Below are 12,770 nucleotides of genomic sequence, written 5' to 3'. Positions count from 1 at the left end.
GTAAATAGAAGGATTTTTCCGAGTCAAAACACTACTTCTCAATTTCGGGTGCTTCACAGAATGAAAAATTCTCAGGTAATATAGACAAGGAGGCGATCGCTCAGGCAACCACTTCTTAAATTCGGGTGCTTCAGAAAATGAAAAATTCTCAGGTAAATAGAAGGATTTTTCCGAGTCAAAACACTACTTCTCAATTTCGGGTGCTTCAGAAAATGAAAAATTCTCAGGTAATATAGACAAGGAGGCGATCGCTCAGGCAACCACTTCTTAAATTCGGGTGCTTCAGAAAATGAAAAATTCTCAGGTAAATAGACAACTTTTAACTTCTGAAAGAAAACTCAGCCACGGTATAATTGCAGAAAATCTTTTAACTTCTTCCTTCTTCCCTCATCCTTACTGAAAATGATGCGTTGCTTAAACTCAGGTTGCTATACTGACGGTCTTCCACTAAACACAAAACTATGCCCCAACTGTGGCGCATACCTACCATCACTCACCCGCGATCTACTTGCATCAGGTAGGAAACTTCATGGCAATAAGTACCAAATAAACTACGCCCTGGGTCGAGGAGGGTTTGGCGTAACTTATCAGGGGTATCATAAATCATTACAAAAAACAGTCGCCATCAAAGAATATTATCCCCAAAACCACGCTTTCCGCCACCCTACCACTGGCGGTTTTACCATCCCCAAAAATCAACAGGAAATATTTCAACGGGGTTTGCAAAGGTTTCTCCGGGAAGGACAAATATTAGCAAAACTCGATCACCCTCATGTGGTAAGAGTAAAAGATTTATTTGAGGAAAATGATACGGCCTATCTAGTCATGGAGTTAGTCACGGGAAAAACTCTCAGAACAGAATTAGACTCTCAACCTCAGAAAAAATTTTCCCCTGAGAAAATCGCAGAAATAATCTCTCCTCTCGTCTTAGCATTATCCGCAGTACATCAACAAGGAATTTTTCACTTGGATATAAAACCCGACAATATCTTACTTACCCCAGAAGGGCGGTTAGTATTGATCGACTTTGGTTCGGCAAAACAAACCTTCGGAACTTCTATGAGTACTTCTAGTACTCGGACTTTTACGGAAGCTTATGCCGCACCAGAAGTTATTGGGGGAGGAGAAGTGGGAGTAGAGAGCGATATTTTTGAAGTGGGGATGATGGTTTATGAAATGTTGACTGGGCAGTTACCTCCTAATGCTTTGCAACGTTTATCAAAACAAAAAGGTTGGCAACCAGAAGATTTAGAGTCTCCTTGGCAAGAGTTGGTAATGTCGGCTTTGGTTTTTGAGCAGGAAGGTCGTCCTGGAAATATTCAGGAATGGTGGAAGATACAATTCAAAAGTCAAAAGTCAAAAGTCAGAAGTGAGGAGTTAGAAACCAACATTCAGGAGTTAGAAACCAGCATTCAGGAGTTAGAAACTAACATTCAGGAGTCAGAAACTAACATTCAGGAGTCAGAAACCAACATTCAGGAGTCAGAAACCAGCATTCAGGAGTCAGAAACAAAAATATCGCAATTTATAAATTTTCTGAAAGACTTGGGAAATAGAAGTGAGAAGCTAGAAGAAACATCTCCCTTTCCCACAAAACCACTAAAGCCGTTACCTTTACCTCCTAAAGAGAGGATGCCAAAAGAGACTTCTGAAAAAAAATCTCCCTTTCCTAAAGGAGTAATACCGGATAAATTTAGCTTTGAGGTAATAAAGGTCAACTCCCAAGGACAAGAAATTAGTCGCCGTCGCCAGGAAGCAGAATTTTTTAGAGAATATTTAGATGAGAAGGTGGTATTGGAAATGGTTTATATTCCTGGGGGAAATTTTCTTATGGGCTCTCCAAAAGATGAGTTTGAAAGAGAGTCTGATGAAAATCTGCAACATAAAGTTACTCTCCAACCTTTCTTTATCAGCAAATATCCTATTACTCAAAACCAGTACCAAGCCATTATGGGAAATAATCCTTCTCGATTTAAAGGAGGAAGTCGCCCAGTGGAAAGTGTGAGTTGGGATGAAGCTACAAACTTTCGTAAAAAGCTACGCAAGAAAACTGGGAAAATTTACAGGTTGCCTAGCGAAAGTCAGTGGGAATATGCTTGTCGTGCAGGGACGACTACATCTTTTTATTTTGGAGAAACTATAACGCCTGAGTTGGTTAACTACGACGGTAACTATCCTTATGGTAACGCTCCTCAAGGTAAATTTCTAAAACAAACAACAGCACTGGGACGTTTTCCACCCAATGCTTTTGGTTTATATGATATGCACGGGAATGTCTGGGAATGGTGTCAGGATCTTTGGCACAATAATTATAATGGAGCGCCTACGGATGGAACTGCTTGGGAAATTTGGGGACAAAGTAAATATAGACTGCACAGAGTTATCCGTGGTGGTAGTTGGGTCAACTATTCTAGGGATTGTCGATGTGCCAGGCGTAGTTGTAGCAGTGGGGATCGGTTCAGCATCAATAGGGGTTTTCGTGTCGTCTTACCTGTCCGTTTCTAGTCAATTAGTCTTTTTTAGTTGTCAGTTGTTTAAGAATTGGTTTCAGCTTTTGCAGGTACTAATAGAGTACCAGCTTTTAGGTAATTCTGGTACGGTTCCCGAAAAATCATGCATTCTAGGATTTTGGGCAAGATATGGGAGAAAATTAAGGGAATATTTTTTTGGCTAGCTCTTCTGTGATTCTGATTCCTCTTCCTCCTGGATTCTGGATTCTGGCTGCTCCCCAAGAAAAAGTCGAAATTTCCTTTTCCATCAAACCTTCCTTGACTACTCCCCCCCCAAATCATTCTCTGAAGCACCCCTGAAAAAAAGTCGAAATTTCCTTTTCCATCAAACCTTCCTTGACTACCCCCCAATCATTCTCTGAAGCACCCCTGAAAAAAAAAGTAGCGATCGCCTGACAATCAAGCCTTCCCTAACTACTGAAAATTTTCATTCTCTGAAGCACCCCTGAAAAAAGTCGAAATTTCCTTTTCCATCAAACCTTCCCTGACTACCCCCCAATCATTCTCTGAAGCACCCCTGAAAAAAAGTAGCGATCGCCTGACAATCAAACCTTCCCTGACTACCCCCCCCCAATCATTCTCTGAAGCACCCCTGAAAAAAAGTAGCGATCGCCTGACAATCAAACCTTCCCTGACTACCCCCCAATCATTCTCTGAAGCACCCCTGAAAAAAAGTAGCGATCGCCTGACAATCAAACCTTCCCTGACTACCCCCCCAATCATTCTCTGAAGCACCCCTGAAAAAAGTCGCGCCGATAAGAGAATTAGGGTTGCATCCTGAAAGCACCTGTGGTAGAATAAAAACACTTGGTGTTACTCGTTCATAAACTAGACTAATTATTCAATGCAAATCTAATTCCCAAAAAAACAAAAAATATGCCCTACTATCACAAAACTAACACTTTGTCAAAACAGAAAAAAACGCGCAGAGAAAAAAAGTCATTTTGAGCAAAGACAATTTAGAACAAAATAACCCAACATAACGGCATAATAGGAATTAACAGGTATAAAACTAAATCAAGACATAAAATGCTCCAAGAATATCATAAGTATACGATATCACAAAATTGAAAAAAAGCGCTAAAAATATTGAAACCTCGTTAACCAAACCAAAAAAATTTCCCTATTGAAAAGTCACTCAAAAATGGTAAAGTTTAAAATATTAAAACCAAAATTTTAAAACTATAACTTTATCTAATTTTCAAACATGAAAACTAAAGAAGCTGATAACTGATCGCTGAAATGAAAACTTGCCTTAATTGCGGAACTTCAAATTTAGATACCGCTAAATCCTGTCAACAATGCGGTACAGAATTAGAAACAAAACCAAAAACAACATCAAGATCAAAACCAACTATAAAAAGTCATTCGCCAGAAGAACTTGTTGAAGCCCTAAAACTAACAGCAGAAATTTTAGCCAAACGCCAAGCAGATATTATGTTTGTGTTAGATTGTACTGGCAGTATGGAGGGTGAAATTAATGCCATAAAAGAAACAATTATGGAATTTGCCGATACTATAGAAAAAGATGGAGTCAGAGTTAGAGTTGGTTTAATAGAATTTCGTGATCGCCTAATTAATGAAGAACATAGAGTGTTAAAAATTAATGGCGAAGTATTTACAAATAATCCCAATCTTTTTCGTCAAGAAGTATCTAAACTAAAAGCTTATGGAGGAGGAGATGCACCAGAAAGTAGTTTAGATGCAGTGATGTTTGCATTACGTCAACCTTTTGATTCAGACAGTAATAAAGTTATTGTTTTAATCACAGACGCTCCTCCACATATTCCCGATCAAGAAACTCAAAATATTGAGGAAGTAGTAAGAGAAATTCAAACTGTAGGAATAGACCAATTTTATTTAGTTATTGCTACTCAAGACACTGAAAGTAAAGTTTATTTAAAATTATTATCTGGAGTCAAAGGAATGGCATTTGATTTAGGAAAAGGTGATGATTTTCGGAGTCGTGCAGATAACTTTAAACGAACATTAATGTCACTAGGAAAAACTATTTCTACTATGACAAGGTGAAAATTATAGAGGTATTATAAGCATTCAGCTATTAGCACCTCAGCTATTAGCAAAAGAAACCTCAAGCTTAAAGATCATATTTAAACTAATATATATAGACTTGAAAACTAGCTTTTATATTAAAATAAAATTTCTAAATAATATAAGCTTCTATCAAAAACTAGAAGCAATAACTGTTAAAGCAGTTCCTCCGGAGGAGCCTGGCTTATAGCTGACTACTGAATACTGACAATAAATATTAATTTTTATTACATAATCCAAAATTTCTGAGGCTATGATGATATTAAGAAGTTAGTTGATGTAGTTTTCTTATTCTTCAATAAAAATGTCTCCTGAAAAGTTTATATCATCAAGTATTTGGCGTGCTAAAATGAAGACCTACTTCAAACTTATGGACGTCGATAAAAATGAGGTTTTAACCCTCTCCGACTTTGAAGAAATTGCCAATCGTTTAATTAGACTGCAAACTGATTCATCAAAGAACGAAAAAATTCGCGAAATGTGTCATTCTCTGTTTCAGCATTTTATAGCTGGAGGAGAACCAGTTGATGATAATACTCAAATTACTGAAGAAGAATTAATCACTAAAGTTGCAAAGACTGTGGCTGAAGCATCAGATGAAGTACTTCAAGCAGGTAGACATAAAAACGAGATTTTTTTCGATATCATTGACACGGATCATTCTGGAGAAATATCTCGTGAAGAGTACCGAAAGTATCTAGCAATATATACTGGAGTAGAGCAATCGGAACAAGCGAACCAAGCTTTTGATAGTATTGATTCAGATAAGTCAGGTTCTATTAGTCGTGAGGAGTTTGTCGAAGCTCATATGCACTACTGGTTTGAAACCGGTGACGATGAAGAAAGCTATCCCCTTCCCTATGGATTATTAGTTGATTCATAGTATTTTAGTAATGATAAACAAGTAGTAGGTTTAGTCGAAATATTTCTCCAAGTAAGAAGTTATATTAGTTAGCCAAACTACTTCTGTATAACTACTAAAATTTTTTCGTAGCAATAAGGTCTCAACTTTTTCCTTTCTATAGTATAAAAAAGGAAGTTTCAAGTTTGAAAATACCAGCTTGATACGGAGTTCCTAAATAACTGATAACTTAAAAAGAATTTGTTTGATTTTAAGTCCTAGTAGGAGATTTTACTAATAGCAAAAAGTTACCAAAATTTTTTATATTACTAACTCCATATTTCTCTTAAATAAATACTTAGGATTTGCTGAATAAGTCGGTTAGTAAAAGAAGGGAAGAGGGAACAGTTTAAACTATTTGTCACGGCCAGATTTTCTGATAGTTAAGGTCAAAAATTTATTATTTTGAGACAACAACAGCCAAAAGTTAGGCACTACTTTCGACATAAATCAAAAGGCTAAAATATTTATTTATCAACGCTTTTATATTTAATCAGTAAGCCTTATGTAATTCTATTTTATTTGATTTACATTATTTTCAGGGGTAAAATTGTTAATGAATAAGCAAGATATAATTGAAAAATTATCTTTAGTTAAACATACAGAAGGAGGTTATTTTCAAGAGACTTACCGTTCCCAAATGAGCATCAATACTGATAGAAATGGAGGTGATAGTTGGTTTGTTAGGAGAAACAGTTGCTCCAGGTTTTGAATACCAAGATATGGAACTAGCAAAACCTGATACTTTCCGAGTTAGTTTCCCGAATTTGTGGGATGAACTTTCATCTTTAATCAAATACTAGATTTTAATTTTTTGAACCATTTTCAGGAGTTGGGGAATAGAAGAGTAATTTTTTTGTCTAACTATTGTCCAAAATAGTAACTTTTTGAGATTAATAGGGAACGAATAGTTATTCGCTCCCTTTAACGAAGTTAGAAGTTAGAAGTCAGAAGTCAGAAGTCAGAAGTTCCTAGCTCATGCTCTACACACAGAAGTGATTTTTGTAAGGGGGATTTTACAAGACTCCAAAAATATTGCGCCGATTCCCATAGGGAATGCTGTACAATCAAGATGGGGTTTTAGAACCACATTATTTTGATAAAGTTTTGGTTGTACAGAAAATTTTATTCAAATTTTTCTAATTGGTCTAGTCGCAACCAGATATTCGGAGTCGGAACTTTACCAAATTTAACAAAAGCATAATCTCCTCTAGTATCAACAATTTCTCCTTTACTTTCAAAAATATAAGGAGGAAAATTATTGTCACTGGCTTTAGCTTCTATACTATTTTCCAGTTTTTCTCGGACAACACGAACTAAACTACCTTTTTTAATATCTGCCATAATATGGATTCCTTTTCTTTTCTTGTCTCTATTAAATTTTAATGGGGAATTAGATTAAGTAGATATTTTTTCTTATACAGATTTTTTAGAAGTTAGATGTCAGATCTTAAATTCTTTCTATTGAAGCAGAGAAACTAGGTTTATTAAAGACTAAAATATAATGTCTATCAAAATAACTGATAACTGAAATGACAGCGCTTTCCCTTGCCCTTGAGGTACACCCATCGCTGACAAAGAGGAAGAAGGTAGCGATCGCTTGATTATCAAACCTTCCCTAATTACTCAAAATTTTCATTCTTTGAAGCACCCTCACTCAGGAAAAGTCGAAATTTCCTCTACCATCAAACCTTCCCTAATTACTCAAAATTTTCATTCTCTGAAGCACCCCTGGAAATAAAGTAGCGATCGCTTGATTATCAAACCTTCCCTAATTACTCAAAATTTTCATTCTCTGAAGCACTCCCCAAAAAAAATCGCGCCGATCAGAGAATTAGGGTTGCATCCTCAAGCCAACTGTGATATGATAAAATTATTGGTTTTTGTTTGCCCATCCTCTAGACTAATTATTCAACAAAATACAATTAAAAAAAACGAAAAAACCTGCTTTGCTATCACAAAATCAACACTTTGTCAAAACAGCAAAAAACGGACAGATAAAAAAAGTCATTTTAAGCAAAGCAAATTCAGACAAAAACAGACCAAAACAACAGCATAATAAGAAATAACAGTTATAAAACTAAATTAAGAAATAAAAGGCTCCAATTATACTCTATGTCTATAATATCACAAAATCAAAAAAAAGCGCTAAAAATCTTGAAACCTCGTTAACCAACCCAAAAAAATTTCCCCATTTAACAGTCACGCAAAAGTAGTAAAATTTAAAATATTAAAGCCAAAATTTCAAAATCATAACTTTATCTAATGTTCAAACATAAAAACTAAAAAAGCTGATAACTGATAACTGATAACTTACCTACGCCCTACTCTCTACTGCCTATCCCCTAAGATTGACATTGAGGACAAAAATGGGTAGTTCTTCCTGCCAACTTAATTTTTTCCAAAGATGTATCACAAATGCGACATGGCTGACCAAAACGATTATAAACCCAAGCTACACCGCCATAATTACCATTAACTCCTTGAACATTCAAAAAATTGCTAAAAGTTGTACCACCTTTATCTATAGAAGTTGCTAAAACCTTAATAATAGCTAAATGTAACTGTTCTAATTGGTGATTAGTCAAATCTTTAGATAAAGTTGTTGGTCTAATACCACTTAAAAATAGAGCTTCATCAGCATAAATATTACCTAACCCCGCAATAATAGTTTGGTCTAAAAGAGTCGTTTTGATAGGTCTATGGCTTTTGTGTAATTTTTTGCTAAGATACTCAGGGGAAAATGCTGGGAAAAAAGGTTCTGGACCTAGTTGTTTCAGAGCTGTAATAATGTGAGATATTTCTGTTGCTGGTCTTACTCCCCACATTTTACCAAAAGTACGTTGGTCTACAAACCTTAATTCATGGGTAGAATTTTTTTTGTCTTCTGTTGATTTATGACCAAAAAATAATCTAACCCTGGTGTGTTTGTGTAGTTCTGCTTCTGGATTTACCCATAAAAGTTGCCCTGTCATTCGTAGATGTACTCCTAACCAACCATCCTCCTCTTGTTTAACCAAGTTAAGTTCTAAAGTTTCTTTCTTCCATTTGTAGAGTTGGGCTAGCAAATATTTACCTCTTCGATGCCACCTGGCGATCGCCTTTCCCTGTAACCCATCTAAAAAATCATCAATAGAAGTAGGGTGAGCAACCGTGCGTTCTAGCAACACTTCCCCACCCAATATTTGTTTATTGAGAGTCAGTTGATTGAGACCTCGTTTTATTATTTCTACTTCTGGCAGTTCTGGCACAATGCTAACTATTTTCTACAGTTTTATTATTATTATAGATAGATACTGCCAAAATTTTTTCCTAGTAAATTTATCTGAGATATTTTTTGCCGTCAGCATTCAGCCGTCAGCTAAGAGCTATTAGCTTTAGAGAATAAATTTAATAAATAATATCAAATCCAGTAGTATTGGTACAATGCAATATTGTAGAGGTTTGGAAACCAAACCTTAGCAAGATTTGGAGTTTTTGTCAATATTAATTTTATTCTCTAAAGGTAGATTTGATATTAATGGCTGATAGCTAATAGCTAATAGCTGAATGCTTGGTTTTTAGCTACTTTTGCTTGTTGAATTTAGAGTTGCTAGACTTAGCTTTTTCTATAGTTTTAGATTCCCAAAACAATTTGAACCTAATTATCTGCCTTTCGGTCATTTTACCTCTACAACTTCATCCATACTAAAGTTATTAGTATTAACGCCGCCTGCACTACCACTAAAACCGTTGTAGTTTACTTTGTCAAAGCGGACAATAACTGGATACTTAATGCCACTTTTGTCAATAGAAGCAACTGTACCAATATCCTGATACCAGTAGGATTCTTTCCGTAAAATCCGAACTTTAGAACCACGTTGAACCATGATTTTTTTCCCTTAAATTAAGTATGGTAAAATTGTTAATCTATCCTATCCTTTTTAAGTCTAATAATTTTTTAAGTTTTGTTGCAATTAATCTAGGGTGTGTGATAAATTAAATAGGTTGACATTAGAGTTATTCTCTGCTTTCTAGAAAATGGTAATCGCGCGAGCTCATAAAATGACTGAGGCTACCAAATAAATTCCCCCTAGAAAGTTTACTGAACGCTGATCATACCTAGTAGGGATGGCTCGATACTGTTTAAGTTTAGCGAAGAAATTTTCTATGAGATGAGGTGCTTTGTACAATATTTCATCGTAGTGACGACTTTACTTTGCGATTTTTCTTAGGTGGAATTACTACTTCTATTCCGCTTTGGGTTAAAAGCCCAATTACTCGTTTCTGAGTATCATAAGCTTTATCAGCCAAAATGGCATCAGTTTCTACAAGGGGCAAGAGAATATCTGCTCTATCTAAGTCGCAGGCTTGGCCTGGAGTTAAAAAAAATTGGTGGGATTACCGAGAGCATCTACTACCCCATGTATGTTGGTACTCAATCCTAGGAAAGCTAAGACTAATATCTTCCTGTTCTGCACTACTCTCCTTGGCTCCAGCACTATGTTGATGAGCAGGAACAATAGTAGCATCGATCATGGCACATTGATTATCTGCATCTTCAGCTAGAGCTGAAAATAGTCTGTTCCAGACTCCTGAACGGCTCCAAGGACTCAAACTGGTATGGACAATGCGGAAGTCCCCAAATCAATAATAGTAAGTCTCTCCAGAGAATTCCAGCTTCATATCTATATAAAACAGCTTCCACAAAGAGACGATTGTCCTGTGCTTTCGGAAGGACAGTTCCTTTACGTCCTGGTCGTAAATTTGTAGCTCCCATTGGTCATCACGGAAGCCATAACGTCTAGTCATTTAGAGCCGTCCTATGGTTGTTATTGTTGATCAGTATAGTATACTTTAATGTCAACCTCTGTAATTGATGACACGCCCTAGTATTAATCAAAATAATATTATGTTTCTTCCTCTCTTTGACCATTACGGAAAACTCCAGGAAATCGCTTTCCTTCAGAATCTATAATTATCCCCACTCCATGGGGTATTCCACCCCTTAGTTCCCCTTCATAGCGAATTCCATTAGGATATGTACAATTTCCTTTGCCATCTAGTGCTGCGTTGTAAAAATCTCCTTGACATCGTATTCCATCACTGCGAGTAAAAACTCCTGGACCAAAAGGTTCTCCAGCAAAGAATTCTCCCTCATAACGATCACCATTAGCGTAAATAAATTGACCTTTACCTGTAGGCTGACTGCTAATCACACTACTAGAGAGATTCTGGACTAATCTAAAATCTCCAACAAACCGATCACCATTCGCGAAAATAATTGTCCCAGAGCTAATTTGTCCATTTTGGAATACTCCTGTAACCCTAGCGTCATTGGAAAATATAAAAGTACCTTGTCCATTGGGAAGACCATTACGAAATTGCCCCTCATAGCGATCGCGATTAGCATAGACATATATACCGCTCCCTTGTGGTCTTCCATTGACAAAATCTCCAGAATAATTATCTCCATTAGAATAATTACACTTAACTCTGCCTGTAGGGGGATTACCTTCACAAAAAGGTGCTTCTGTTTGTTCTTGTGCCATTAAAGGCTGATAATAGGATATCATAATTATGTATCCTAGACAAGAACCTGTTAATATTACTTTAGTTAGTTGTTTTATTAATAGCAACATGGTCATTTCAGTTATCAGTTATCAGTTATCAGTTATTAGTACTCCCTGAAATAGGAAGGCTTGAAATCTGAAATTTCCTTTTTTATTATTCTCTTTACTTACTCAGAAAAATTGACCTTATTCCTTATTTTATTCAGCAATTTCCTAATCTCTATTGAGTAGATCATATCAGTTATCAGTACCTCGCAGCTGTTGCTAGAGGCTTGAAATAGTGAAGTTTATTTTCTTTCACCCCCTTGATTTGAGTTATAGCAATGAGTGCCTAGGTATTTACAATGTCTAGCTGAAAGTGCATACAGTAAGCGAAAAGGTGTACAGAAAATAATGTGTAAATATTAAGTGCGCACATTGGTATAATTTACAAAATTTAATGTAGTCAAGCTTTTTTTGTGCATACCTAGTTATAACCTAAATTTCGCACGTCAAAATGTAGTGTTAAATTAGGAGTCAGGGGTCAACTTACCCCTAAGCCTTCCCAGGAGGGGAAGTAAGGAGTCATAATTCAGGAAAAAATCATAATGGTCAATAAAAGTCAACAATTAATTAAGCATAAATACTTAATATTTTCTTGAGAATTTGACTCAGGATCAAGTTAAATAAAGATACTTTGTACAGTATAAGTACTTACTAAACTACCAAATTATTATAATACTCTAGTGTTACAAATTGACGTGCGGAACCTGGGTTACCGAAGGATTAATAATTAAATAATTAAATAATTCGCGCCTTGAAGTTTCCCCTTTCAAGGGTTAAAAAGCTGTCGTTTTTGCGCTTCGCTTTATATGTCGCGCAGCGAAAGGCGCTTGAGCCTGCATGAAACGCTGCGCGCTATAAAAAGCCTAGTTTCCGAAAGGGTGAGATAGATGGGTTCCCTAACTATATCTAATCGACCAAGAAAAATAAATTTTTTCCTTTTATTCAATCCTCTTCCTTTTAGGGAGAGGTAATTATCAATTATCCATTATCAATTATCTATTATTGAAAATGTCCTTTTCTTAAACTATATTTATATGATTAAATGTCTAAACTTGCTGAAAAGCAGTTATTCTTTATCGTCCTTCAGTAGTTGCTGGCTTACTTCCAACCTCTTTAGAAATTTCCACACCACTTTGCTCAAACACAATTACTGGTTCAGCTCCTTTCTTCAAATCAACTCGCTTTACCAACACTTGGCCATTAGCTAGCCTTTGTCCAATTTTCACATATCTGCTGGTAGGTTCGGTCGGAACTTTAACAATAATCTGCTTTTGAGTGCCCACTTGCACAACTCCACTAACTTCTATGCCATTAGCAATATTGGTATCTGGTGGAGGTGGAGGTGGAGGTGGAGGTGGAGGTGGCGACGGTGGTGCTGGTGGAAAACCAGGTCCTCTCCATTGAGAAGGTGGACTTCCTGTTATTGGTAATTCAGGTAAACTTGGTACTTGTTGAGTAGATGCAGTTGGTAATTTTGGTGGTTCTGGTGGTTTTGGTGGTGAAGATGTTGTTTGTTTATTACCTGGAGGAGTAGTTGTAACTTTTGTCTCTGAGCTATGAGTATCGCTTCCTGGCGATCCCTGTTGACTTGCCTGAGGCTGTGGCCTTGATTGAGATGGTGTACTTGCCTGAGGCTGTGGCCTTGATTGAGATGGTGTACTTGCCTGAGGCTGTGGCCTTGATTGAGATGGTGTACTTGCCTGAGGCTGT

The 12,770-nt window shown here is 36.5% G+C and carries 10 protein-coding genes and 2 pseudogenes; 5 read left to right on the top strand and 7 right to left on the bottom strand.

What is annotated here, in order from left to right; genetic code table 11:
- Positions 1-402: 402 nt before the first annotated feature.
- Entirely contained in the window at positions 403-2,505 is a 2,103-nt protein-coding gene (locus VKJ25_RS19190) for an SUMF1/EgtB/PvdO family nonheme iron enzyme (protein WP_375340354.1), read from the top strand.
- Between the two features lie 419 nt (positions 2,506-2,924).
- Here VKJ25_RS19190 and VKJ25_RS24895 read toward each other — a convergent pair whose 3' ends face one another.
- Positions 2,925-3,233, bottom strand: coding sequence for a hypothetical protein (locus tag VKJ25_RS24895; protein ID WP_483143748.1), 309 nt, complete (start codon positions 3,231-3,233; stop codon positions 2,925-2,927).
- A gap of 519 nt (positions 3,234-3,752) precedes the next feature.
- Here VKJ25_RS24895 and VKJ25_RS19185 point away from each other — a divergent pair.
- From VKJ25_RS19185 to VKJ25_RS19175, 4 genes are all read left to right on the top strand, one after another.
- Positions 3,753-4,541 carry a VWA domain-containing protein gene (locus VKJ25_RS19185; RefSeq protein ID WP_324238242.1) on the top strand — a complete coding sequence of 263 codons (789 nt, stop codon included), beginning with the start codon at positions 3,753-3,755 and terminating at the stop codon, positions 4,539-4,541.
- Between the two features lie 325 nt (positions 4,542-4,866).
- Positions 4,867-5,445 carry an EF-hand domain-containing protein gene (locus VKJ25_RS19180; RefSeq protein ID WP_324238241.1) on the top strand — a complete coding sequence of 193 codons (579 nt, stop codon included), beginning with the start codon at positions 4,867-4,869 and terminating at the stop codon, positions 5,443-5,445.
- A gap of 574 nt (positions 5,446-6,019) precedes the next feature.
- Complete coding sequence (locus VKJ25_RS24730; protein WP_375340353.1) at positions 6,020-6,175, top strand: cupin domain-containing protein; 156 nt, start codon at positions 6,020-6,022, stop codon at positions 6,173-6,175.
- Positions 6,126-6,266 carry a cupin domain-containing protein gene (locus VKJ25_RS19175; RefSeq protein ID WP_324238240.1) on the top strand — a complete coding sequence of 47 codons (141 nt, stop codon included), beginning with the start codon at positions 6,126-6,128 and terminating at the stop codon, positions 6,264-6,266. The genes VKJ25_RS24730 and VKJ25_RS19175 overlap by 50 nt, the downstream gene beginning before the upstream one ends.
- A gap of 322 nt (positions 6,267-6,588) precedes the next feature.
- On the opposite strand, the gene ndhO is transcribed toward VKJ25_RS19175, so the two are convergent.
- The 6 genes and pseudogenes from ndhO to VKJ25_RS19145 all read right to left on the bottom strand — a co-directional run.
- Positions 6,589-6,807 (bottom strand): NAD(P)H-quinone oxidoreductase subunit O, encoded by a 219-nt coding sequence (gene ndhO, locus VKJ25_RS19170; RefSeq protein ID WP_324238239.1) that lies wholly within the window; start codon positions 6,805-6,807, stop codon positions 6,589-6,591.
- Positions 6,808-7,808: 1,001 nt separating this feature from the next.
- Positions 7,809-8,714 carry a DNA-formamidopyrimidine glycosylase gene (locus tag VKJ25_RS19165; protein ID WP_324238238.1) on the bottom strand — a complete coding sequence of 302 codons (906 nt, stop codon included), beginning with the start codon at positions 8,712-8,714 and terminating at the stop codon, positions 7,809-7,811.
- A 408-nt stretch (positions 8,715-9,122) separates the two neighbouring features.
- Positions 9,123-9,332 (bottom strand): photosystem I reaction center subunit IV, encoded by a 210-nt coding sequence (locus VKJ25_RS19160; protein ID WP_324238237.1) that lies wholly within the window; start codon positions 9,330-9,332, stop codon positions 9,123-9,125.
- 168 nt (positions 9,333-9,500) lie between these two features.
- Positions 9,501-10,254: pseudogene (locus VKJ25_RS19155) on the bottom strand (IS5 family transposase).
- A 98-nt stretch (positions 10,255-10,352) separates the two neighbouring features.
- Complete coding sequence (locus VKJ25_RS19150; protein ID WP_324238243.1) at positions 10,353-11,084, bottom strand: MORN repeat-containing protein; 732 nt, start codon at positions 11,082-11,084, stop codon at positions 10,353-10,355.
- A gap of 1,049 nt (positions 11,085-12,133) precedes the next feature.
- Positions 12,134-12,770 (bottom strand): annotated as a pseudogene (locus VKJ25_RS19145) (hypothetical protein); the annotation flags it as partial.

This window comes from Okeania sp., from assembly GCF_035285525.1.
Taxonomy (GTDB): Bacteria; Cyanobacteriota; Cyanobacteriia; order Cyanobacteriales; family Microcoleaceae; genus Trichodesmium.
Note: the sequence above shows the minus strand (reverse complement) of the source record. Positions and strands in the feature narration are given on the sequence as shown.

Excerpts from the sequence above, each read along its gene's own strand:
- VKJ25_RS19190 (WP_375340354.1), top strand. The coding sequence starts at position 403 with ATGATGCGTTGCTTAAACTCAGGTTGCTATACTGACGGTCTTCCACTA.
- VKJ25_RS24895 (WP_483143748.1), bottom strand. The coding sequence starts at position 3,233 with ATGATTGGGGGGGTAGTCAGGGAAGGTTTGATTGTCAGGCGATCGCTA.
- VKJ25_RS19185 (WP_324238242.1), top strand. The coding sequence starts at position 3,753 with ATGAAAACTTGCCTTAATTGCGGAACTTCAAATTTAGATACCGCTAAA.
- VKJ25_RS19180 (WP_324238241.1), top strand. The coding sequence starts at position 4,867 with ATGTCTCCTGAAAAGTTTATATCATCAAGTATTTGGCGTGCTAAAATG.
- VKJ25_RS24730 (WP_375340353.1), top strand. The coding sequence starts at position 6,020 with ATGAATAAGCAAGATATAATTGAAAAATTATCTTTAGTTAAACATACA.
- VKJ25_RS19175 (WP_324238240.1), top strand. The coding sequence starts at position 6,126 with ATGGAGGTGATAGTTGGTTTGTTAGGAGAAACAGTTGCTCCAGGTTTT.
- ndhO (WP_324238239.1), bottom strand. The coding sequence starts at position 6,807 with ATGGCAGATATTAAAAAAGGTAGTTTAGTTCGTGTTGTCCGAGAAAAA.
- VKJ25_RS19160 (WP_324238237.1), bottom strand. The coding sequence starts at position 9,332 with ATGGTTCAACGTGGTTCTAAAGTTCGGATTTTACGGAAAGAATCCTAC.
- VKJ25_RS19150 (WP_324238243.1), bottom strand. The coding sequence starts at position 11,084 with ATGTTGCTATTAATAAAACAACTAACTAAAGTAATATTAACAGGTTCT.